The following is a 21695-nucleotide window of genomic DNA, read 5'->3' as shown; positions in this document are numbered from 1 at the left end:
CCCATCGCCAGAATCACAAAAACGAGCCGGCCATGACCTCCACCCCACACCTCAAAGAACACGTTCAGCACGCCGCAGCCGCCCTGGTCGCCGCCTTCGCCAGCAACGACACCGACGCGTATTTCGAGGCCTTTAGCGAAGACGCGACCTTTTTCTTCTACACCCTCCCTGCCCCGCTGCGGTCCCGCGCCGCGTATCGCGAGGTGTGGGTGGGCTGGCAAGCGGACGGCTTTGCAGTGCTCGATTGCCAATCCAGCAACGCGCACATCAGCCTTCAGGGTGACGTGGCGATTTTCATGCACGACGTCGCGACTCGCGTCCGTTTCGGCACCGAAGAAACCCAGTTCCACGAGCGGGAAACCATCGTCTTCCGGCACGACGGTCGTCGCTGGCTGTGTTGCCACGAACACCTGTCGGCGCAGCCCGATCACACCGCGTAGCCGCGCCCGTTCATTTATAAGAATCAAAACGTTTACGCACTTTCGGTCGGGATACCGACCACTGCCAATGCCACGGCCGCGAGATATCCGGTCGAAAAAAATACGGGCCGCATGCAGATGCAGGCCTCATAACAACACGACAGCGCGCAGGAATCCGTCATGTCACATCCCACAACCCGTATCGAAACCTTTGGTGTCGAACAAATTCCGGACGATCAACGCGATGCGTCACCGATCGATCTGTTTCGCCTGACCTTTGGCGGCGCGAACACTTTTGCCACGGCGGTGCTGGGCAGTTTCCCGGTGCTGTTCGGGTTGTCCTTCCAGGCCGGTGTCTGGTCGATCCTTCTGGGCATCGTGCTGGGCTCGATCATTCTGGCGCCGATGGGGCTGTTCGGCGCGCTGAATGGCACCAACAACGCGGTGTCTTCGGGCGCCCACTTCGGCGTTCACGGGCGGATTGTCGGCTCGTTCCTCTCGTTGCTGACGGCCGTGGCGTTCTTTTCGCTGTCAGTGTGGAGTTCGGGCGATGCGCTGATCGGCGGCGCCAAGCGCATGGTCGGTCTGCCGGAAAACGACCTGACCCTGGCCGTCGCCTATGGCGTATTCGCGGTGCTGGTGTTGGTGGTGTGCATCTACGGCTTCCGCTTCATGCTGTGGGTCAACAAGATCGCGGTGTTCGCGTCGAGCCTGCTGTTCCTGCTGGGCATCTTCGCGTTCAGCGGCAGCTTCGACGCGGGTTTTGCGGGCACCGTGAAACAGGGCAACGAAGGTTTCTGGGCGGCGTTTATCGGCGCGGCACTATTGGCGATGAGCAACCCAGTATCTTTCGGCGCGTTTCTGGGTGACTGGTCGCGCTACATCCCACGGCACACGTCGAAAAAACGCATCATGGCGTCGGTGTTTCTGGCACAGGTCTGCACCCTGATTCCGTTCCTGTTCGGCCTGTGCACCGCGACCATCGTCGCGACCCAAGCGCCGCAGTACATCACTGACAACAACTATGTGGGCGGTCTGCTGGCCGTGTCGCCGAGCTGGTTCTTCCTGCCGGTGTGCCTGATCGCGATCATCGGCGGCATGTCCACCGGCACCACTTCGCTGTATGGCACGGGTCTGGACATGTCGAGCATGTTCCCGCGCCTGTTGAATCGCGCACAGGCGACGATTCTGATTGGTATCGCAGCCATTGCCTTCATCTTCATCGGCCGTTTCGCCTTCAACCTGGTGCAGAGCGTGTCGACCTTCGCGGTGCTGATCGTCACCTGCACCTCGCCGTGGATCGTGATCATGGTGTTGGGGCTGATCATCCGACGTGGCTTCTACCACCCGGCTGACCTGCAAGTGTTCACCCGTGGCCAAAGTGGCGGTCATTACTGGTTCGAGCACGGCTGGAACTGGCGCGGTCTGGGTGCCTGGATTCCGAGCGCGGTGGTGGGCCTGTGCTTCGTGAACCTGCCGGGGCAGTTCGTGGGACCTTTGGGTAATCTGGCAGGCGGTATCGACATCAGCCTGCCGATTACCCTGGGCCTGGCGGCGCTGCTGTACATCACGCTGCTGCGCACCTTCCCGGAACCGGTGGGCGTGTACGGCGACCACGGCCCGCACCCGCTGCTGGGCAGCAACGCCCACCGCAACGTGAAGAAGCCGATGGCCATCGGTTAAGCGACCATCCGCCGTTAAAGAAAGGGCTCGCCAATCAGCGGGCCCTTTTCGTTTTCAGCACGACCGGTGGCGCATCTACGGGTGGCACCCGCGACCGACATCCCGCACAATCGGTTTTCACGTCAGTGACCTACAAAAAACGGGTTTGAACGAGAAGTCGGCGAGCGAAAGCCAGGCAAGGCAAAAACAGGTGAGGAACGGCCGGGGTCGCGATCGACTTTAGGGACCTAAATAAGCATTCCGAGCCTGTTTTTAACGCAGCATGGCTGAGCGCAGCCACTTATCGTTCAAAGCCTACGACAGCTCGCTCTATTGGAGAATCGCTTCGCATGAACGCAAATGACTGGACCGAAGCTGCCCTGGCAAAGTACATCGTGACCAACCCGACCCTTCAGGCCGAGATCGCAAACCTTTCCCCGAAAGACCAGCAGGATCAGATTCGCTGGGCCTTCGAAGATGAAGCAGAGGCCCAAGGCATCGAGACATGGGAACTGGCGTTGACTTTCATCGCTGAAACACCCGAGCAACTCAAGTCGATGCGACTTGAAGCCCATAAAGAAGCCGCTGAAACCCTCGGCATCGACTGGGAAGAATACCGCGCCGCAAACGCCATTCCTGAGTAAACCCCGTCCCACTCCCTCGGGCCGCACCTTTCTGCCCTCCACGCGGCCCGAAACCCTGACTTGCCAGTCACCCTTAGCGCTTTACCTTGCCCCTTGGGGTGAGTAACGTCTGCGCCATCTCACAACAATAAGGACTCGTGCCATGAGTGATTTGGTCGCCTATCAACTGGACGACGGCGTCGCCACGCTCACCCTGAGCAACGGCAAGGTCAACGCCATCAGCGGCGATGTGGTCGCTGCTTTCAATGCCGCCCTGGATCAAGCCGAGAAAGACCGCGCCGTGGTGATCATCACCGGGCAGCCGGGCATTCTTTCTGGCGGCTATGACCTGAAAATCATGACCTCCAGCCCCGAAGCCGCGATGGACCTGGTCGCCGCTGGCTCGACGCTGGCCCGCCGCATGTTGTCGCACCCTTTCCCTATCGTGATTGCCTGCGGCGGGCATGCCGTGGCCAAAGGCGCCTTTCTGCTGCTGTCGGCGGACTATCGCATTGGCGTCGAAGGCCCGTTCAGCATCGGTCTGAACGAAGTGCAGATCGGCATGACCATGCACCACGCGGGCATCGAACTGGCCCGTGATCGCCTGAGCAACAGCGCGTTCGGCCGCTCGGTGATCAACGGTGAAATGTTCGCCCCCCACGACGCGCTTCAGGCCGGTTTTCTGGACAAGGTCGTGGCGCCCGAAGAGCTCGTCGACACCGCACGCACCGTGGCGTTGCAGCTGAAGAAGATCAACATGAAGGCGCACAAGCAGACCAAATTGAAGGTGCGCAAGGCGTTTCTGGAAATGCTGGACAAGGCTATCGAGCTGGATCGACAGCATCAGTTTTAAGGGCGGCTCGCCAGCCCCTCTGATTGACGCACGCACCTGTAGGAGTGAGCTTGCTCGCGAAGGCCATCCGTCAGCCACACACCGATTGACTGGACGGGCGCTTTCACGAGCAAGCTCACTCCTACAGGGGGCCATGCGCTCCCACAGCGCGACCTGGGTCGTTCACGGACTCTTGAAACATCCGCTTAAATTCGCCGAATACCACCCGTCTGTCTGGCATTTGCCGATTCAAGTGCACATCCGTACACTGCGCCACCTTTTGTTACGAGAGTGGTTCGCATGCTGTTCGTCCTGCGTATGTTGCTGATGGGTGTGCATTTCGTCATCGCCGGTGCGTTGGGTCTGGCGCTGGGCATCTGCCGTCCGTTCAACCCCGACAACAGCCGCCTGTGCGCCCGCCTCTACGCACTGCCGGCGATGTGGATTCTGCGCCTGCGCCTCAAAGCCCAGATGGGCGCGCATTTCGATCGTTCTCGCCCATGCGTGATCGTCGCCAATCATCAGTCGAACTACGACCTGTTCATCCTCGGCAACATCGTGCCGCCACGCACCGTCTGCATCGGCAAGAAAAGCCTGAAATGGGTGCCGTTTTTCGGCCAGCTGTTCTGGCTGGCAGGCAATGTGCTGATCGACCGGGGCAACCCCCTGCGCGCGCGGCTTTCCATTCGCAAGACCACCGAGGCGTTGCAACACAAAGACACGTCGATCTGGGTCTTCCCCGAGGGCACCCGCAATCAGGGCAAAGGTCTGCTGCCGTTCAAACGCGGCGCATTCCAGATGGCCATCGACGCCGGTGTGCCCATCGTGCCGGTGTGTGTCAGCACCTACTTCCGGGACATGCGCCTGAACCAATGGGACAGCGGCCAAGTGATGATTCGCTCGCTGCCCGCATTGTCCACCACCGGCCTGACCAGCGATGACATCCCGGAGCTGATCGCCCTGTGCCACAGCCAGATGCAAGCCTGCATCGAGCAAATGGACAACCCGCAGCGCACCCACGAGGCGCTTGCCCAAACCGACGCTGAACAACTCACCTAAAACCCTCGAACTCGTCGAAGTTGGCCGACTCTGACAGGAGAGAGCACGCTAAGCTGCGTGTGATGTCCTCCTAAAAGAAGAAGCCAACCATCATGGGTCGAGTCGTTGCTGCCGCGGTTTACAGCGCCGGGAAAAAAGTCACTAACATCACCCTCGACGAAGGGGCCGCCTGGGCCGCAAAGCCCGGCCATTTCGTCTGGATCGGCCTGGAGCAGCCCAATGCTCAAGAGCTGGCCACCCTGCAAAAGCAATTCTGTCTGCATGAACTGGCCATCGAAGATGCGCTGGAAGTCCATAGCCGCCCCAAGCTGGAGACCTTCGGCGACGCGCTGTTCATCGTGACTTATGCGCCAATCCGCGAGAACGGCAAGCTGATCTTCATCGAAACCCACATCTTCGCGGGCAAGGGCTACATCATCACCTCGCGCAATGGCGATTCGAAGTCCTACGGCCTGGTGCGCCAACGTTGCGAGGCGCGGCCGCTGTTGCTGGAGCACGGCGAAGATTTCGTGCTTTATGCCCTGCTCGATTTTGTGACTGAAAACTATCAGCCGGTCACCGAAGCCATTCACTGCGAGCTTGAGGAACTGGAGCACAGCGTGCTCAGCACAGAGCTCAACGAAGCCGACATTCACCGCATCCACGCCTTGCGACGGGATTTGCTGCGCCTTCGGCGTTACGTAGCGCCAATGGTTGAGATCGGTGAAGAGTTGCAGAAGCTGAGCTTCCCCTTTATCGACAAGAACATGCGCCCGTATTTCCGTGACGTGGAAATCCATGTGAAACGGCAGATGGAGGATTTGGCCAACCTGCGGGACATCGCCAGCCAGACCATTGAAATCGGCCTGTTGCTGGAGTCATCACGGCAAAGCCTGACCCAACGCAAATTCGCCGCGTGGGCTGCGATCCTGGCGTTCCCCACCGCGATTGCCGGGATTTACGGGATGAACTTCCAGAACATGCCGGAGCTGAGCTGGCATTACGGCTATTTCGCGGTGTTGGGGGTGATAGTGGGCGGGTGCGGGATTCTGTTTGCGAGCTTCAAGCGGTCGGGCTGGTTGTGAAGCAGCGGGCGAGCTACAAGCTGCAGGTTCTCTGCGCTTGTAGCTCGTCGCTGTTGTCAGCTTGCCGCTGGTTGCTTGCCGTTGGCTGGCTTGCTGGCCACAAACCGCATCATCCACTCCGCCACAGTCGTGCCGTGGTGGTCTTCTTCCAGGCTGGCAACGCCTTTGCTGTACACCTGTTGCCCCAACGCATCCTGACGAATGTCGAGCAGGGTGCGCGAGTACTCGTGGATGAATTCGGGGTGGCCCTGAAAGCACAGCACCTGATCATTGATGTGGTACGCCGCGAACTGGCAGAACGGGCTTGAAGCGATGACCGTCGCGCCTTCGGGCAATGCCGTGACCTGATCCTGGTGGCTGATCAGCAGGGTCAGCTTGTCCATCGCCGGAGTCATCCACGGCGTGGCAGGCGCCAGATCGTAGTGGTGAATGCCCACGCCCCAGCCTTGGGTCGCGCGTTCGGTCTTGCCGCCCAGCAGCAGGGCCAATAATTGATGGCCGAAGCACACGCCCAGCAGCTTGTCGCCACGCTTGTAGCGCTCCAATAGATAGGTCTTGAGGGTTTGAATCCACGGGTCGGTGCCGAAGGAATCGGCCTTGGAGCCGGTGATCAGGTACGCGTCGAAATGCTCGTCATCTGACGGGTAATTGCCGTGCATCACGTTGTAGACGACGAATTCGGCGGGGATCGGCTGGCGCGAGAACAGGGATTCGAACATCCGCCCATAACCTGTGTATTGATCGACCAGTTCCGGGCGAAGAACGTCGGTTTCGAGAATGCAGATGCGTAACGACATGAAAAATACCTGAAGCGACAAGGCGAAAATGCACACGCCCAAGCCTGCCTTGAAGGCTGAGGCAAGGCAAGGGCCACTGTGCCGTCATTTGACCTGAGTCTGAACGGTTGCTGTACAGGGCATCGTCGCGGTGATCAGAATGTTTGGCCATTGAACGCCTTGTCCAGCAACAGCGCGGGCGGTTCAAAACGCTCGCCGTAATGCTCTGCCAGATACTGCGCGCGGGCGACGAAGTCCTTGAGCCCGTACTGATTGATGAACTGCAACGCGCCGCCCGTCCACGCCGGAAAGCCGATGCCGAAGATCGAGCCGATGTTGGCGTCGGTGGTCGAGCGCAACACGCCCTCCTCCACACAGCGCACGGTCTCAATGGCCTGAATGAACAGCAGTCGGTCGCGAATTTCCTGTCCCGCGATCTGCGCGTCGGGCTTTTCGAAGCGGGCCTTGAGTTCATGCCACAGGCGTTTGGGCGCACCTTCGGGGTAATCGTAGAAACCGCCCCCCGCCGCTTTGCCCGCGCGCTTGTATTCGTTCAGCAACAAGTCGATCACCGCCGTGGCGGGGTGCTCTGTTGGTGTTTCGCCTTGCTCCGCCAGATCCTTCCGCGCCTGCTGACGGATGTGGCTCATGAGGCTGAGGGACACTTCGTCAGACACCGCCAGTGGCCCGACCGGCATCCCGGCCTTGCGCGCTTCGGTTTCGATCATTACCGCCGAAATGCCTTCACCGAGCATGGCGATGCCTTCATTGGTGAAGGTCGCGAACACGCGGGAGGTAAAGAAGCCACGGGCGTCGTTGACCACGATGGGCGTCTTGTTGATCTGCTGCAAGAAGTCAAACGCACGGGCCAGGGTCATGTCGTTGGTGCGGGCACCCTTGATGATTTCCACCAGCCGCATCTTGTCCACGGGGCTGAAGAAGTGCATGCCGACGAACCGCTCCTGCCGACTGACCGCCGTGGCCAGCCCGGTGATCGGCAGCGTCGAGGTGTTGGAAGCGATCACCGCGTACGGCACCACCACTTGCTCGGCGGCAGCGCTGACCTGGGCCTTGAGTTCACGGTCTTCAAACACTGCTTCGATGATCAGGTCGCAGCCTTCAAGATCGCTGTCCCGACCCGTGGTCTTGATCCGGCCCAGCACGGCATCACGCTGTTCGGGCTTGATCCGGCCGCTGGCGACCTGCTTGTCGAGCAGCCGGACGGAGTAGTCTTTGCCCCTTTGCGCCGTGGCCAGGTTGACGTCCTTCAGCACCACGTCGACCCCGGCCAGCGCGGTCACATAAGCGATGCCGCCGCCCATCATCCCGGCACCAAGAATCCCGACCTTGCGCATGTGGTAGACGGGAGGTGCCTTGGGCCGCGATTGCCCGGCATTGAGTTCATTGAGCTGAAACCAGGTGCCGATCATGTTCTTGGCGATCTGGCCGGTGGTCAGCTCCGTAAAATAGCGGGCCTCGATCTTTTCGGCGGTGGCGAAATCCACCTGCGCGCCTTCAACGGCGGCGGCGAGGATCTTCTCGGGCGCGGGGTACAGACCTTGGGTTTTGCTGCGCAGCATTGACGGGGCAATCGCTAGCATCTGCGCCACTTTCGGGTTTGAAGGCGTGCCGCCGGGCATCTGAAACCCCGGCTGATCCCACGCTTTGCTCGGCGACGGGTTGGCCAGAATCCACTCGCGCGCCTTGGCCAGCAGGTCCTCGGCATCGTGGGCCAACTGATCGATCAGCCCCGCCTTGAGCGCTTGTTGTGGGTTGAGGATTCGGCCTTCCATGAGCAGCGGCAACGCCTTTTCCAGCCCCAGCATCCGCACCAGCCGCACCGTGCCGCCGCCACCGGGCAGCAAGCCGAGGGTGACTTCCGGCAAGCCGAGGCGCACGTGTCTTTCGTCCAGCGCGATGCGATGGTGGCACGCGAGGCACAGTTCCCATCCCCCTCCCAGCGCCGCGCCATTGATCGCGGCGACCACGGGTTTGCCTAGGGTTTCCAGAGCGCGGAGCTGCGCCTTGAGGTCCAGCGTCATCTGGTAGAACCAAGGGGCGCGAGCTTTATCCACCTGCACCAGCTCGTTGAGATCGCCCCCGGCAAAGAAGGTTTTTTTCGCCGAGCGGATGATCACGCCGACGAGGCTGCTTTTGTCGACCTGCAAACGAGCCAGTGTTTCAGCCATCGCCTGGCGGTAGGTCTCGTTCATGGTGTTGGCCTGCTGGCCGGGCATGTCGAGCGTCAGCGTCACGATCTGATCGGGGCCGAGGTCGTAGTGGATGGCGTCAGTCATGCGGTCTTCTTCCTGAAGCTGTTTTTGTAGGAAAGGTGTGCGGCGTCTGAATGTTTATTTGTCGAACAGCCCACCTGTGGGAGCGAATTCATTCGCGAAAATCGCACGGGCGACAGAGGTGCATCGTTCGTACCGCCCCTTTCGCGATAAATTCGCTCCCACAGGTTCAGTATTCAAACGCCATGATGCCCTGTATCACACCCGCTCGATAATCGTCGCAATCCCCATGCCACCGCCCACGCACAGGGTCGCCAGCCCGTACCGCAGCTGGCGCGCTTCGAGTTCGTCGAGCAAGGTGCCGAGGAGGATGCAGCCAGTGGCGCCGAGGGGGTGACCCAGGGCAATCGAGCCACCGTTGACGTTGACCTTGTCCGGGTCCACGTTCATGTCTTTGATGAACTTCAACACCACCGAGGCGAAGGCTTCGTTCACTTCGAACAGGTCGATGTCGTCGATCTTCAACCCCGCTCGCGCCAACGCTTTGCGTGTCGCCGGGCCGGGGCCGGTAAGCATGATGGTCGGGTCAGTGCTGGTCACCGCCGTCGCGACGATCCGCGCCCGAGGCCGCAAGCCCAGTTCCTGACCCTTTTGCTGCGACCCCACCAGCATCAACGCCGCGCCATCGACGATCCCCGAGCTGTTGCCCGGCGTGTGCACGTGGTGGATGCGTTCGACATGGCTGTAGACCCGCAGCGCCGTTGCGTCGTACCCCATCTGACCGATGGCTTCGAAGCTGGGCTTGAGTTTGGCCAAGCCGTCCAGCGTCGAGTCGCCGCGAATGAACTCGTCATGGTCCAGCAGCAACAGGCCGTTCTGATCGCGAACAGGCACCAGTGATCGGCGAAACGCCCCGCGTTCATGGGCGGCTGCGGCTTTTTGTTGGGAGTGCAGCGCAAACCGGTCCACATCCTCTCGACTGAAGCCTTCAATCGTCGCGATGAGGTCCGCGCCGATGCCTTGAGGGGTGAACTGGGTGTGCAAGTTGGTCAGCGGGTCCAGCACCCAGGCGCCGCCGTCGCTGCCCATCGGCACGCGGGACATGGACTCCACGCCGCCGACCACCACCAGGTCCTCAAATCCGGATCGAACTTTCATCGCCCCCAGATTCACCGCTTCCAGGCCTGAGGCACAGAACCGGTTGACCTGCACGCCCGCCACATTGACGGCCCAGTCGGCGACCAGTGCCGCCGTCTTGGCAATGTCGGCGCCCTGATCGCCAATCGGCGTCACGCAGCCCAGCACGATGTCGTCGACCTGAGCAGTGTCCAGGTGCGTGCGCAGCTGCAGCTCCCTCATCAACCCCGCCAGCAAATCCACTGGCTTGACGCTGTACAGCGACCCGTCGGGCTTGCCTTTGCCACGGGGTGTGCGCAGCGCATCGAAAATAAACGCTTCGGTCATTGTGTCCCTCGCTGCCCTGCTGGAAATTTTTGTTCTGCTGACACCATAACGGTCACACAGATACGTTCAATGATGGAAGTGCTCAGTTCACTTGACTGTGATCAAGACTAGCTTGTTGTGGGAAGTTTCGGACTCGGACGAACGGTAGTCAGCTATCGGAGTTCCCGTGATTTCCGCCGATGCGTCTAGCAAGGGAGTGTTTCATGCTAGCGAATCGCCTTATCGCCATTCTTCCTAACCAAATCGCATTATTCATATCAAACCGTTCTAAGCAGCGTGGCACGTGGGCTCTAAGGTGAAGTCTGTAGCAGAGGCGCAATAAAAACGTTTCGTATAGCGCCCCCGTCGCCGATCACTTGTCGGGACACCTGCTCTTTGATTTCACCTTTGCCAGCTGCCGCTTCCTCCCTTGACGAAGCCGGTGAGCTTTTGTCGCTCAGGAATAACAACAAAAGGCATGCGCCATGTTCAAGCATTCGAAAGTACGTCAAGCCGGGCTGATTGTTTTCGCCACCACTCTCCTGTTGATTTTGCCGAACATGACCCGTTTGTTCGGCTGAGACTGTGAATCCACGCTTGCGACACAGCGTATTTGTGCCACCCTCTTTCTATCGAAACAGGGAGGTGAGCGCATGCGTCAGTGGCTGGCAGTTTTCGCACTGGGTTTCAGCGTCGTCGCGCAGGCCGGGCCGGTCGAACAGGCCGAGGCTGTGGCCGCAATCAGGGATGGCAAACTGGCCATCGATGTGCGCAGCCAGACCGATTATGACGCGGGCACGGTGCTCAATGCCGTGCGCGTGGACGACCGCCGTCTGGTGCCGCAACTCAAACAGGTGATGACTGACCGCAATCTGGTGATGGTCGTGTTCAGCTCCAGCAACGCGCGCGCCAGCAGTGCCCAGGACAAGTTGATGAAAGCGGGCTACAACAGCATCATCAACGGCGGCACTTATGACGAACTGCACAACGCGCTGTACGACGTCACCGACGATCCTGCGGAGTAACCCCATCTTGCGCTTCCTTTTCCTGCTGGCCGGCACCTTGCTGGCCTTGCCTGCGTACGCGGCACAATTGACGGTCGATCTGGGCCATGGCGCCAAGACCTGGAACACCGACCAGCTCCTGCAGCACCCTCAAGCCCGAGACATCGACATCCCCGCCGACGTGTCCTACAAGCGCGAGATGCACTATCGCGCCGTGCCCGTGGCGGCTCTGCTTGAAGGCGTGACAGGCGATGCCCATCTGCAAGCCGTCGCCACCGATGGTTTTGCAGCGGAAATGCCCGCAGGGCCGCTGCTGCAAAAGACCGGCTCACAGGCCTGGCTTGCCGTTGATGACCCCGCGCATCCGTGGCCTGGATTGAGCCAGGACAAGCCGAGCGCCGGACCGTTTTATCTGGTGTGGACCGACCCGGCGGCGAGCAAGATCAGCCCTGAGCAGTGGCCGTATGCGGTCGGCCAGATCAAATTGCTGACGTCGGTCGCTGAGCGATTTCCGGCGCTGTTACCTGACGCGAAGCTCGCCGCAGACGATCCTGTCAACAAAGGTTTCGCGCTGTTTCAGAAGAATTGTTTAGCGTGCCACCGGCTGAATGGCGCGGGGGATTCGCAGTTGGGCCCGGACTTGAACATCCCGCACAACCCCACCGAATATTTCGCCGGGGATTATCTGAAGCTGTACATCCGCAATCCGCAGAACCTGCGCCAATGGCCGCAGGCGAAGATGCCGGCGATCACTCAGGAGGTGTTGTCGGATCAGGAGCTGGATCAGGTCGTAGCGTATTTGAAGCACATGGCAGGACGTAAAGCTGGCCAGTAAAACGCTCCAGGTCTGGCGCAAAACTACTGTGGGAGCGAATTCATTCGCGATTGGCCGGTCCAGCCGACACGTCTCTATCGACAGAACCCTCTTTCGCGAATGAATTCGCTCCCACAGGTTTCGTGCCAGGCAGTGTTTTGGCGTGTCAGCAACGAATCGAGACTGAAACTATCCTCACGACTGCCGCTGCACCTGCATCTGCACGACCGGCTTGGCAATGGGCGCTGAATCCGAAACCACCACCTTCGCGTGCATCTGTTCACATCCGCCGCCGCGACGCATGCCACGCACCGGGCAGGCGTCGAGGTAATCCAGACCCACCGCCAGCTTCAGATGACGCTCAGGAATGGCCAGTTGGTTGGTCACGTCAAAGCTGTACCACGCACCTTCGATCCACGCTTCGGCCCACGCATGACTCGACAAATGCTCGCTGCTATCGCTGTACAAATATCCCGACACGTAACGCGAAGGCACGCCAAGACTGCGGGCGCAGGCGAGAAACGCGTGAGTGTGGTCCTGGCAAACCCCTGCCCCGTTGGCAAAGGCTTGAGCAGCACTGGTATCGACGGCCGTCGAGCCCGGTGTGTAAACGATGTGCTGGTTCAGCGCCTGCATCAGATCGATCAGCCCGGTGCGGTCAGTGCACGCCTTGGTTTCACGCGCCGCGAACTCACGCATGGCTTCGTCCGCTTCGGTCAAGCGGGTGAAGCGCAAGAACGGCAGCGAAGACTGGCTTTCATGTTCGGCTTCACGCTTCTCGTCGATTTCCACCTGCCCACGCGCGCCGATGACGATGGCCTCATGGGGTTCGTCCAGGGTCAACACGTGCAGAATGTTGCCGAACGGATCGACCTGCGCACGAACCGGGCGCGGCAGTGCCAGTTGCCAACTGAGCACCTGCTGGCGCTCGCTGTCGTGGGGGGTCAGACGCAAATACTGGATGCTGGCGCGGACCTGATCGTCGTAGTGATAGGTGGTCTCGTGACTAATGGACAGTCTCATGCTGCCTCCAGATAGGAAGTGTGAATAACGTTACCCAGTTGGGCCAGCAGCGGAATGAATTCGTTCAACCATTCGTGCAGGCCTTCGCCGAGGATTTCGTCGATGCCGGTATAGCGCAGACGAGCGTCGAGTTCGGCGGCCAGGCGTTGCGCGGGACGGCCATTGGCCCCCGGCAGGCTGGCGAGAATCAGGTCCAGTTCTTCAAGACAGGCGCGCAGTGAACGCGGGATGTCGGCGCGCAACAGCAGCAATTCGGCGACTTGACGCGCCCCCGGCGCGTCGCGGTAGACCTCGGTGTAGGCTTCGAACGACGACAGTGCCCGAAGCAAGGCACTCCACTGGTAGTAACCCGCTGCTGAGCTGTCCGCTGCCGCGTTGGCAGACGGCCCGCGCAGTTCAAGCATTTCATAGCGGGCATCGAGCATGCGCAGGGTGTTGTCGGCGCGTTCGATGAAGGTGCCCAGCCGAATGAAACGGAACGCGTCGTTACGCATGATGGTGCCGTAGGTCGCCCCGCGGAACAGGTGCGAACGCTCCTTGACCCACTCGCAGAACCGGCTCATGCCATATCGGCTCAGGCCCTGTTCGGCGATGCCGCGAATTTCCAGGTATGTCGAGTTGATGTTTTCCCACATGTCCGCGGTAATACGCCCACGTACCGCATGGGCACTGGCCCGCGCCGCCGCCAGACAGCTGAAAATGCTGGCGGGATTCTCGGCATCCAGCGCGAAGAAATGCAGCAGGCGCTCGGCATGAAGATCGCCGTGGCGCTCGCGGTAATCGTCCAGGGTTCCGGTGATCAGCAGCGGCATGGCGAGTTCATTGAGGCCATCCCCGCGTCCGTCCTGAGGCATCAGCGACAGCGAGTAACTGACGTCCAGCATCCGTGCGAGGTTTTCCGCCCGCTCCAGGTACCGCGACATCCAATATAAATCCGAGGCAGTTCTACTTAGCATTGGCAGGCATCCTTAATCCTCGACCACCCAAGTGTCCTTGGTTCCGCCACCCTGCGACGAGTTGACCACCAAAGACCCTTCGCGCAACGCAACGCGGGTCAGTCCACCGGGAACCACGCGGGTTTCGCGGCCAGACAACACGAAGGGGCGCAGGTCGATGTGTCGCGGGGCGATGCCGTTCTCGACGAAGGTCGGACAGGTCGACAGGGACAAGGTAGGTTGAGCGATGTACGCGTGAGGCTTGGCTTTCAGACGGGCACGAAACGACTCGATTTCCGCCGCCGTCGCCGCCGGACCGACCAGCATCCCGTAGCCACCGGAGCCCTGGGTTTCCTTGACCACCAGATCGCCAAGATTGGCCAGCACGTGGGACAGCTCTTCCGGTTTGCGGCATTGCCAGGTCGGCACGTTTTTCAGAATCGGCTCTTCGTCGAGGTAGAAGCGGATCATGTCGGTCACGAACGGGTACACCGATTTGTCGTCGGCGACCCCGGTGCCAATGGCGTTGGCCAGCACCACATTGCCCGAGCGATAGGCCGACAGCAGGCCCGGCACGCCGAGCATCGAATCCGGGTTGAACGCCAGCGGATCGAGGAAGGCGTCGTCGAGCCGACGGTAGATCACGTCCACCGCTTTCGGGCCGTCCGTGGTGCGCATGAACACGCGGTCATCGCGCACGAACAGGTCGGCGCCTTCCACCAGTTCCACGCCCATTTCCCGCGCCAGGAACGCATGTTCGAAGAACGCGCTGTTGAACCGGCCCGGCGTCAGCACGACCACACTGGGGTTATCCAGCGGGCTGGAGCTTTTCAGCGTATCGAGCAACAGATTCGAGTAGTGATCGACCGGCGCGATGCGTTGCGCGGCGAACAATTCGGGGAACAGGCGCATCATCATCTTGCGGTCTTCGAGCATGTAGCTCACGCCGCTTGGGGTGCGCAAGTTGTCTTCGAGGACGTAATAGGTGCCGTCGCCATCGCGCACCAGGTCAACCCCGGAAATGTGCGAATAGAGGTCGCGGTGCAGGTTCAGGCCTTGCATTGCCAACTGGTACTGCTCGTTGGCCAGCACCTGCTCGGCGGGGATGATCCCGGCCTTGATAATGCGTTGGTCGTGATAAAGGTCGGCGAGGAACATGTTCAGCGCCTTGACGCGCTGGATGCAGCCGCGCTCGACCACGCGCCATTCACTGGCGGGGATGCTGCGAGGAATCGTATCGAAGGGGATCAGACGTTCGGTCCCCTGCTCGTCACCGTACAACGTGAAGGTAATCCCGGCGCGATGAAACAAAAGATCGGCCTCACGCCGACGCTGAGCGAGCAACTCAGGTGGCGCTTCACCCAGCCAGCGGGCGAATTCCCGATAATGCGGACGGACAGAACCGTCGGCATCGTACATCTCATCATAAAAGGTGCGGATCATGCCGTACTCCTTGTCACCATGGACACTAAGGCCTTCGCAAGGCCCGTGCCATCGGCATAAACGCTTTGAAATCAATGAGTTGAATAAAACAGCGAAAGCCTTCGCACCATTCCTGTGCAAGAAGCGCTCTAACCCATTCCCCTACGCTTCAAAGAGAAGCGTCCTGCTGCAGAAAAACCTATTGGAAGCATAGTCAGAGTTGATTTCCCGGCCTGACTTTGTTCGCGAATAATCGCGCCATTCACGCAGACAACCTCGCTGCAGACTGCATCGGCGAGTGTTGGCGTGACGGGACTGCTTGCCGATATTCCCTTTATGCCGCTCCTACCCGAGCGGCTTTTTTTTGCCCTGTTTTTGATTTTCTGCGAATCAGTGTCGTGCTTGATACTTTGGCGAACTTGAACCTGTAGGAGCGAATTCATTCGCGATTGGTAGGTACAGCCAACACATCTCCATTGCCCGAACCCTTTTTTCGCGAATGAATTCGCTCCCACAATGGATCATCACAAAGCCTGAGGCCAGGCACCGCTCTAATGAAGCCGCTTGATCTCCTGCTTCACACCCCAGCCCTCGACCTCGCCATCCAGCCCTAAAATGGCGGTCTGGAAATCCTGCTCAAAGTCGCCGATGCCGTCGTAGGTGGCGTACATCAATTTACTCAATTGCAGGTGCCACGCCCCGTCCTCACGGGCGTTGACTTGGGTATTGAGGGATTCACCGCGAAACTTTTCCGCCGCCTGACGCGCCCGCTCCTCGTCCGGGAAGACTGCGTAGAACTCGATAGGATGGATACGTGCGAAGTCGAAACCGCCTTCTTTCATGCGGCGCAGTACGTGACTGCTGATGTCTTCTTGATAGGTCGTGCTCATGAAACGTCCTCCTATGCAACGATAGATAGAGTTTCAACCATCCCGAAATGCCCCTGAAGGGCATCAAGCAACGGATCATCCGTCACCTGGGATTCAAGCATGTCGCTGACAAGGCCGGTGCCGCTGTTACAAATCAGGCATCCGTACGCGAACTGGCGCGGTTGGATGCTTCACCGGCCTCAATCGCAGACTACGCCCATTTCTGGCGCGTTGCCAATTGGCAACCGTTGGAGATTGCACAGGTTTTTTCAGGACGCCTCCACGATGGAGATGATCTGCACCGCATTCTGCTCCTTCAGAATTTCAGCCGTGGGCGCCCTTGATCGACCGTCCAGATCGTTCAGATCAAGCTCATTGACGACCGGGAACAGAATCGGGCGCAGGTGCTGCGCAGCTTCCTCCTCACTGGGACGGTGCTCCAGTTCAAGATTGTGGCTCTGCTGCACCCCATCTTTATCCTGAAACGAAATAGTCCAGACTTTCATCAATGTCTCCTCAGTCAGGCCGCACGTCGGCCTACCGAAATCGGACTGCGCGTTTTTAGCATTCGTTCAACGTTTTTTGCCTTGGCGCAACGGGACTTACGCGCAAAAAAAAGAGGCCAGACAGGCCTCTTTTTTCATGCAGGACGCGGCTTACGGCTTGGCGTCTTTCACACCGGCCGTGTTGTCCAACAGGCTCTTGGTCGCGGTCTGCAGGAAGCTGTCGAGCTTCTTGCGCAGTTCGGCGATGTCAGGCGCGTTCGGAACCAGTTCAGCGTGGGGTTTGGTGCCCAGTTCGTAGTTGTAGATCTTCGGTTCCATTTCCTTCGGCTCGATCAGGATGCGGTTGCCCGTGACGATTGCCACAGTCTGCTCGCTGCCCGACGGCTTGATTACGCCAAAGCCCAGGTCGCCCGCTGGCAGGTTCAGCAAGTCACGGCCCCAGCACTGGTGCACGGTGTCGCCGCCCAGGCGGCCCATGATGGTCGGCACGATGTCGATCTGTGTGCCGACAATGCTGCTGCGCTTGCCGAACTTGTATTGCAGGCCCGGTGCGATCATGAGCATGGGCACGTTGAAGCGACCCAGGTCCATTTCGGTGATCTGCTCGTTGTTGCCGAACCCGTGGTCACCCACGACCACGAACAGGGTGTCCTTGTAGTACGGCTCTTTTTTGGCCTTTTCGAAGAACTGCCCCAGCGCCCAGTCGGAATACCGCATCGCCGTCAAATGCTCGTCCAGCGTGCCATGACCCGTGACGCGTTCCACCGGCAGGTTGGTGGGCAGCGCGTACGGCGTGTGGTTCGACAGGGTCTGCAGCAAGGCATAGAACGGCTTGCCCTTGGCTTCGCGGTCTTTCAGTTCCTGAGCGCCACGGTCGAACATGTCCTGGTCGGACACACCCCACGTCGGGTCGGAGAACACCGGGTTGACGAAGTCGTTACGGCCGATGAAGTTGGTCATGCCCTGGTTGCTGAAGAACCCGGACTGGTTGTCCCAGGCGAAGTCGCCGTTGTAGACGTACACGTCGTCATACTTGCGGGCGCCGCTCAGCAGTTGCGGCAGGCCGGACAGCTTGTGACTGCCTTCCGGGGTCTGCATCAGGTATTCGAAGCCTGGCAGGTTCGGGAAGCACGCCATCGTCGCAAACATGCCCTGGTGGGTGTGCGTACCGTTGGAGAAGAAGTGATCGAACAGCAGGCCCTCTTCCGACAGCTTGTCGAAGTACGGCGTGATGTTGGACTCGTCACCCAGTGCACCTACGGAGTGACCGGCGAAGCTTTCCATCAGGATCACGACAACGTTCTTGATCGGAAGCGTGTTGGCAGCGGGCGGATTGAAGTCGCGTCGAACGGCGGCCTTGTCCGAATCCACCAGCTTATCGTTGGCGGTCAGCAGCATGTCGCGCACGGTTTGCTGGGCTTCTGCCACCGGGAGGGTGGCCTTCCAGATGTTGTCCCGGTCTTCGGACATCCGGCTCTTCGCGGCGGCGATCAGCGTCAGTGTGCCGTTCAGGCCCAGGGTGTTGGCGAAATTCGATTCGGTGGTGTACGCATCACCCCAACGCAGTGGAGGACCTTGACGCAAGGTGCCGCGCGCTGCGATCACCGCGACCACCAGACACAGCACGAAGACGCCGACCCGGGTGTACCACGGTGCGACGATGCGGTTGCTGGAGCTGCCAATATTGAAGCCGCCGCGCGGACGGGTCGCACGGTCGATGCCTTTGAACACCAGACTGAGCAGCCAGGTCAGCAAGGCCCAGGCCAGCAGATAACGCACCACCGGGTAGCCGTACCAGATCATGCTCAGCACGGTTTTCGGGTCTTCTTTCACGTACTGGAAGACCAGGCCGTTCAGGCGCTGGTGGAATTCGCGGTAGAAATCCATCTCCATCAGGCCGAAGAACGTGGTCAGGCTCGCGACCAGCGTCAGCCAGAAACGGAAAAGACCCCGCGCGGCCATCAAACGCGCACTGAACAAGGCCAGCAGCAGCGGGATCAGGATGTAGACCACCAACCGCAGGTCGAAACGCAGACCGTTGCCGAACGCCTCAATGAATGTCGAGGCCGGCGTCGCGCCGATCCCTTCGCGGTTGTAGACCAGCAGCGCGACGCGCAACAGGGTGTACAGCACCATCAGCGCCAGCCCGCTCAGCAGCGTATAGGCCAGGTGCGATTTGACGGTAGGTTGCGGCGCGCGCGCCGGGGCGTCCGGTTTGGCCATGTGTCGTAGAGTCCGTTGGATTCAGGTTTAAGTTCGAAAAGCCTGTGCGCCCGGTGACATCGAAAGAACGCCGGTGTGGGTCGCGGGGGGCAAATATTACGTGATCGCCCAGTGTTTACCACCAATGCGGCGCATTCTTCATGACCGGGTCCGCGTTGAAAGCTCTCGTCAATCTTGAAGAGGTCGCAAAGCGATGCGGAGTTTCGCGACGAAACAGTGAAAATTCCGTCGTTTGAACGAGGTTCTAACATTTTCTTACAAACGCTTTTCTCTCATTTGTCGCAGAAGGTTTGGGCGTAAAGACCCACCGCATACTGAATGGCGTTGAATACTTCAGGGGCGTGTTCTGCCAAGGAGGCATTCCCTTCAAGCGATGCGTTCACGGCCGCGATCAGCTTCAACAAGCGCGGCTTCGGTTTGCGGATATTGCACGTCTGCGCCAGCTCCAGAATGCCCAGGCGCGAACCGAACAGGCTTTTTGACCCCGCCAGTCGAAGGGCCAGCGAGTCGTCTTGCAGATAGGCCGTGGTGTTGACGATGTCGTAGGCCGGCGCCAGTTGCGCATCGGCGCCCAATGGATCGCGATACAGCAGGCCGAAATTCTTCAAATGGGCATCGCCGTTACCCACCATGCAACTCAAGGCCACAATGTCGAAGCACTGCTCAAGGGATGTCTGAATATGTTCAGGCGCGCAGAACAGCCGAATGGCCCTGACGATCTTTTCATAGCTGGAATCGTACTTTTGCTCGGTGCCCAATCCCATCAGGACCGCCATGTCCTCAAAGCCGATCGGGCGCTGCTCGGCATCGCGATCAAAGCGTCGCATCACGAACAGTTGGCGATTATCGGAAAGATGGAATTCAGGTACCGGCATTCCCGCCCGCCGCGCTGCGTCCATGCAGACATATTCGTTGATGGCCAGCCCCGGAAAGTCGGCACGTCCCGACTTGACGATCAGCTCTGGCATCAACAGCGTGGCTTTGGGATCGGCAGCGAAGGCTCCCTCCGGGACGATGACTTTGGGCTGTACTCCCGAGATGCCCGTGCGCAACAGATAGCGGTCAACCAGTTCGGCAAACAGGTCTTCAGTACCGTCCCACGTGAGGATCTGGCTCAGGCTTCGCCCTTCGGCAGCGTTCTGCGCACCCAACAGCTCATCAATCATCGCCGACTGAACCGCGACACGGCCGATGGGGGAACCGCTGCCGGTGAGCGCCATCAGCAACATCGGATTGAGGGGCGTGGTTTTGGCGAGACGATTGCGCAGTTGCTCCAGCACGTATCCTTCCGGCAGGTTCATCTGGAAGACGGGATGCAGATTGCGGGAAATAAAGGCTGCATCACGTACGGGCATCGTCAGGCTGATTTGCGAAGTAGGCGTGGCGTCCAGGCCGTAGCGGAACAGGTAGTCACCCGACTCTGCCTCCGACAATTCACCGCTTTCGCCCTGCGGCGTGAGAATACGCACCCGGTCCAGCGGCTTCATCGAAAGACCTCCCTTAATTCTTCATAGGAGGGACGCCGGGCAGGGACCACGCTGATTTCGGCACCGAGGGCTGCCAAAGCGCTCGCATAGAACTTCATGGAGACGGTAGGACTGCCTTTTTCGATCTCTGCCAGCTTTTGCCGTGTTAGCCCGGATTGCGCCGCCAATTGAAGCTGCGTAAGGCCCCGTGCCTTGCGCATGCTTTCAATCTGATGCCCCAAACGCTCAATGAGGAGATTTGCGTCCATTTGTCATGCCTGCATAACATCGCTGAGTAAATGCAATGTATACGTGACATCGGAATGCATCAAGGCCCATGTTATTTAAACGTAACATTACCTAAATCATGTTACGTATAAATAACAAATAATTGGATAATTTTAAGTTGAGTGACGACGTGCAAAAGCCTCCAACGCCGCGGGAGGCGGTTGTTCAGCGCCTTATCACTCTTCAAGCGCAAGCTGATCAGGCTGGAATGACGCTGATGGTATTGGGGATGCCGCCTTCGCTGATCACCTGTTCGGAACTCAGTGGCGCGGCACGACGGTCACGCAGATAGCGGTAAGCGCTTCGGCATTCCTCAATGCATTCGCGGCGCAGCATGACGCGAACGGGATGGCCGTCGATAGCCTCGACCAGCACAGTCCCGAGTGGGTCGACAGCGACACTCTCCCCAGGAAATGACAGACCCTTGCCTTCGCCAATCCGGTTCACCAGCACGGCGAAGCACTGGTTTTCCATTGCCCGCGCGATCACTGCACGGCGGTGGACGGGGCCGTAAGGGTTCATGTTGCCATCCAGCACCAGGATGAGATCAACGTCCAACACAGCGAGCGATCGGGCGGTTTCGGGGAATTCGATGTCATAGCAGATGAGCATGCCGACGCGCAGCGAGGCGATTTCGCACACCGCATACTGCGAGCCGGCCTCGAACACTCCCCAATCCGTGTCGGGCCAGAGGTGCGTCTTGCGGTACTTGAGAGCGATGCGCCCAGCACGATCGATCAGCATTGCCGTGTTGTACGCGCGCTCGTCAGCCAACTCGCAAAATCCGAATGCCACCGCCTTGTCGCTCTTGCGTGCCGCCTCCTGAATGAGCCGTATGGGCTTGCTGTCGGCGGCCAGTCCGATGCGGTGGATCTCATCTGCAGTCGGGAAACCTGACAGCGTTGTCTCTGGAAACACGAGCAGATCGGTATCGAGCGGAGCATTACGGACCATCGACAGCATATTGCTCAGGTTGATCTCGACCTGTGCATCTGCGATGGGCATTTGTGCCAGAAAAATGTTCATGTACGCC

Annotated in this window: 20 protein-coding genes; 8 read left to right on the top strand and 12 right to left on the bottom strand. The window is 59.6% G+C overall.

Annotated elements, in window-relative coordinates; genetic code table 11:
• Nucleotides 1-32: 32 nt before the first annotated feature.
• From GVN17_RS09370 to GVN17_RS09345, 6 genes are all read left to right on the top strand, one after another.
• Nucleotides 33-440, top strand: a complete 408-nt coding sequence (locus tag GVN17_RS09370) for a nuclear transport factor 2 family protein (RefSeq protein ID WP_166594973.1) — start codon at nucleotides 33-35, stop codon at nucleotides 438-440.
• Between the two features lie 159 nt (nucleotides 441-599).
• Complete coding sequence (locus tag GVN17_RS09365) at nucleotides 600-2102, top strand: cytosine permease (RefSeq protein ID WP_166594972.1); 1503 nt, start codon at nucleotides 600-602, stop codon at nucleotides 2100-2102.
• 329 nt (nucleotides 2103-2431) lie between these two features.
• Nucleotides 2432-2725, top strand: coding sequence for a DUF6388 family protein (locus GVN17_RS09360; protein ID WP_166594971.1), 294 nt, complete (start codon nucleotides 2432-2434; stop codon nucleotides 2723-2725).
• A 142-nt stretch (nucleotides 2726-2867) separates the two neighbouring features.
• Nucleotides 2868-3557 (top strand): crotonase/enoyl-CoA hydratase family protein, encoded by a 690-nt coding sequence (locus GVN17_RS09355; RefSeq protein ID WP_166594970.1) that lies wholly within the window; start codon nucleotides 2868-2870, stop codon nucleotides 3555-3557.
• 279 nt (nucleotides 3558-3836) lie between these two features.
• On the top strand, nucleotides 3837-4595 hold the full coding sequence (locus GVN17_RS09350; protein ID WP_166594969.1) for a 1-acyl-sn-glycerol-3-phosphate acyltransferase: 759 nt from the start codon (nucleotides 3837-3839) through the stop codon (nucleotides 4593-4595).
• A gap of 92 nt (nucleotides 4596-4687) precedes the next feature.
• Nucleotides 4688-5659 carry a magnesium and cobalt transport protein CorA gene (locus GVN17_RS09345; RefSeq protein ID WP_166594968.1) on the top strand — a complete coding sequence of 324 codons (972 nt, stop codon included), beginning with the start codon at nucleotides 4688-4690 and terminating at the stop codon, nucleotides 5657-5659.
• Between the two features lie 56 nt (nucleotides 5660-5715).
• Here the strand turns inward: GVN17_RS09345 and GVN17_RS09340 are convergent, their stop codons facing one another.
• The 3 genes from GVN17_RS09340 to GVN17_RS09330 form a co-directional block, all read right to left on the bottom strand.
• Nucleotides 5716-6456, bottom strand: a complete 741-nt coding sequence (locus GVN17_RS09340) for an amidotransferase (RefSeq protein WP_166594967.1) — start codon at nucleotides 6454-6456, stop codon at nucleotides 5716-5718.
• A 134-nt stretch (nucleotides 6457-6590) separates the two neighbouring features.
• Complete coding sequence (locus GVN17_RS09335; RefSeq protein ID WP_166594966.1) at nucleotides 6591-8732, bottom strand: 3-hydroxyacyl-CoA dehydrogenase NAD-binding domain-containing protein; 2142 nt, start codon at nucleotides 8730-8732, stop codon at nucleotides 6591-6593.
• Between the two features lie 195 nt (nucleotides 8733-8927).
• Nucleotides 8928-10133, bottom strand: a complete 1206-nt coding sequence (locus GVN17_RS09330; RefSeq protein WP_166594965.1) for an acetyl-CoA C-acetyltransferase — start codon at nucleotides 10131-10133, stop codon at nucleotides 8928-8930.
• A 632-nt stretch (nucleotides 10134-10765) separates the two neighbouring features.
• Between GVN17_RS09330 and GVN17_RS09325 the strand changes: the two genes are divergently transcribed.
• Together GVN17_RS09325 and GVN17_RS09320 are read left to right on the top strand one after the other, a co-directional pair.
• The gene (locus GVN17_RS09325; RefSeq protein ID WP_166594964.1) at nucleotides 10766-11137 is read left to right on the top strand and encodes a rhodanese-like domain-containing protein; all 372 of its coding nucleotides are present in this window, start codon (nucleotides 10766-10768) and stop codon (nucleotides 11135-11137) included.
• A 7-nt stretch (nucleotides 11138-11144) separates the two neighbouring features.
• Nucleotides 11145-11951 (top strand): cytochrome c, encoded by an 807-nt coding sequence (locus GVN17_RS09320; protein WP_306167750.1) that lies wholly within the window; start codon nucleotides 11145-11147, stop codon nucleotides 11949-11951.
• Between the two features lie 174 nt (nucleotides 11952-12125).
• Here GVN17_RS09320 and GVN17_RS09315 read toward each other — a convergent pair whose 3' ends face one another.
• The 9 genes from GVN17_RS09315 to GVN17_RS09275 all read right to left on the bottom strand — a co-directional run bounded on the left by GVN17_RS09315 (nucleotide 12126) and on the right by GVN17_RS09275 (nucleotide 21688).
• Nucleotides 12126-12953: a transglutaminase family protein gene (locus tag GVN17_RS09315; RefSeq protein WP_166594962.1), complete on the bottom strand. Its 828-nt coding sequence runs from the start codon at nucleotides 12951-12953 to the stop codon at nucleotides 12126-12128.
• A complete protein-coding gene (locus GVN17_RS09310) occupies nucleotides 12950-13909 on the bottom strand; it encodes an alpha-E domain-containing protein (RefSeq protein ID WP_166594961.1) in 960 nt (319 codons plus the stop codon). Before GVN17_RS09310 ends, GVN17_RS09315 begins: the two co-directional genes overlap by 4 nt.
• 12 nt (nucleotides 13910-13921) lie before the next feature.
• Nucleotides 13922-15331, bottom strand: coding sequence for a circularly permuted type 2 ATP-grasp protein (locus GVN17_RS09305; RefSeq protein WP_166594960.1), 1410 nt, complete (start codon nucleotides 15329-15331; stop codon nucleotides 13922-13924).
• Between the two features lie 530 nt (nucleotides 15332-15861).
• Nucleotides 15862-16200: a ribonuclease E inhibitor RraB gene (locus GVN17_RS09300; RefSeq protein WP_166594959.1), complete on the bottom strand. Its 339-nt coding sequence runs from the start codon at nucleotides 16198-16200 to the stop codon at nucleotides 15862-15864.
• A gap of 248 nt (nucleotides 16201-16448) precedes the next feature.
• Nucleotides 16449-16685 carry a hypothetical protein gene (locus tag GVN17_RS09295; RefSeq protein WP_166594958.1) on the bottom strand — a complete coding sequence of 79 codons (237 nt, stop codon included), beginning with the start codon at nucleotides 16683-16685 and terminating at the stop codon, nucleotides 16449-16451.
• Between the two features lie 150 nt (nucleotides 16686-16835).
• Nucleotides 16836-18908 (bottom strand): LTA synthase family protein, encoded by a 2073-nt coding sequence (locus GVN17_RS09290; RefSeq protein ID WP_166594957.1) that lies wholly within the window; start codon nucleotides 18906-18908, stop codon nucleotides 16836-16838.
• A gap of 272 nt (nucleotides 18909-19180) precedes the next feature.
• Nucleotides 19181-20395, bottom strand: a complete 1215-nt coding sequence (locus GVN17_RS09285; RefSeq protein WP_166594956.1) for a type II toxin-antitoxin system HipA family toxin — start codon at nucleotides 20393-20395, stop codon at nucleotides 19181-19183.
• Nucleotides 20392-20643 carry a helix-turn-helix domain-containing protein gene (locus tag GVN17_RS09280; protein ID WP_166594955.1) on the bottom strand — a complete coding sequence of 84 codons (252 nt, stop codon included), beginning with the start codon at nucleotides 20641-20643 and terminating at the stop codon, nucleotides 20392-20394. The genes GVN17_RS09285 and GVN17_RS09280 overlap by 4 nt, the downstream gene beginning before the upstream one ends.
• A gap of 217 nt (nucleotides 20644-20860) precedes the next feature.
• Entirely contained in the window at nucleotides 20861-21688 is an 828-nt protein-coding gene (locus GVN17_RS09275; protein ID WP_166594954.1) for a carbon-nitrogen hydrolase family protein, read from the bottom strand.
• Nucleotides 21689-21695: the final 7 nt, after the last annotated feature.

Origin of the sequence: Pseudomonas sp. SLFW (genome assembly GCF_009905615.1) — a bacterium.
In the GTDB taxonomy this organism is placed as follows: domain Bacteria; phylum Pseudomonadota; class Gammaproteobacteria; order Pseudomonadales; family Pseudomonadaceae; genus Aquipseudomonas; species Aquipseudomonas bambusae.
This window is presented reverse-complemented; position numbering and strand designations above follow the sequence as displayed.

Bases quoted from the DNA above. Each gene is read 5' to 3' on its own strand.
- GVN17_RS09370 (WP_166594973.1), top strand. From the start codon at position 33: ATGACCTCCACCCCACACCTCAAAGAACACGTTCAGCACGCCGCAGCC.
- GVN17_RS09365 (WP_166594972.1), top strand. From the start codon at position 600: ATGTCACATCCCACAACCCGTATCGAAACCTTTGGTGTCGAACAAATT.
- GVN17_RS09360 (WP_166594971.1), top strand. From the start codon at position 2,432: ATGAACGCAAATGACTGGACCGAAGCTGCCCTGGCAAAGTACATCGTG.
- GVN17_RS09355 (WP_166594970.1), top strand. From the start codon at position 2,868: ATGAGTGATTTGGTCGCCTATCAACTGGACGACGGCGTCGCCACGCTC.
- GVN17_RS09350 (WP_166594969.1), top strand. From the start codon at position 3,837: ATGCTGTTCGTCCTGCGTATGTTGCTGATGGGTGTGCATTTCGTCATC.
- GVN17_RS09345 (WP_166594968.1), top strand. From the start codon at position 4,688: ATGGGTCGAGTCGTTGCTGCCGCGGTTTACAGCGCCGGGAAAAAAGTC.
- GVN17_RS09340 (WP_166594967.1), bottom strand. From the start codon at position 6,456: ATGTCGTTACGCATCTGCATTCTCGAAACCGACGTTCTTCGCCCGGAA.
- GVN17_RS09335 (WP_166594966.1), bottom strand. From the start codon at position 8,732: ATGACTGACGCCATCCACTACGACCTCGGCCCCGATCAGATCGTGACG.
- GVN17_RS09330 (WP_166594965.1), bottom strand. From the start codon at position 10,133: ATGACCGAAGCGTTTATTTTCGATGCGCTGCGCACACCCCGTGGCAAA.
- GVN17_RS09325 (WP_166594964.1), top strand. From the start codon at position 10,766: ATGCGTCAGTGGCTGGCAGTTTTCGCACTGGGTTTCAGCGTCGTCGCG.
- GVN17_RS09315 (WP_166594962.1), bottom strand. From the start codon at position 12,953: ATGAGACTGTCCATTAGTCACGAGACCACCTATCACTACGACGATCAG.
- GVN17_RS09310 (WP_166594961.1), bottom strand. From the start codon at position 13,909: ATGCTAAGTAGAACTGCCTCGGATTTATATTGGATGTCGCGGTACCTG.
- GVN17_RS09305 (WP_166594960.1), bottom strand. From the start codon at position 15,331: ATGATCCGCACCTTTTATGATGAGATGTACGATGCCGACGGTTCTGTC.
- GVN17_RS09300 (WP_166594959.1), bottom strand. From the start codon at position 16,200: ATGAGCACGACCTATCAAGAAGACATCAGCAGTCACGTACTGCGCCGC.
- GVN17_RS09295 (WP_166594958.1), bottom strand. From the start codon at position 16,685: ATGAAAGTCTGGACTATTTCGTTTCAGGATAAAGATGGGGTGCAGCAG.
- GVN17_RS09290 (WP_166594957.1), bottom strand. From the start codon at position 18,908: ATGGCCAAACCGGACGCCCCGGCGCGCGCGCCGCAACCTACCGTCAAA.
- GVN17_RS09285 (WP_166594956.1), bottom strand. From the start codon at position 20,395: ATGAAGCCGCTGGACCGGGTGCGTATTCTCACGCCGCAGGGCGAAAGC.
- GVN17_RS09280 (WP_166594955.1), bottom strand. From the start codon at position 20,643: ATGGACGCAAATCTCCTCATTGAGCGTTTGGGGCATCAGATTGAAAGC.
- GVN17_RS09275 (WP_166594954.1), bottom strand. From the start codon at position 21,688: ATGAACATTTTTCTGGCACAAATGCCCATCGCAGATGCACAGGTCGAG.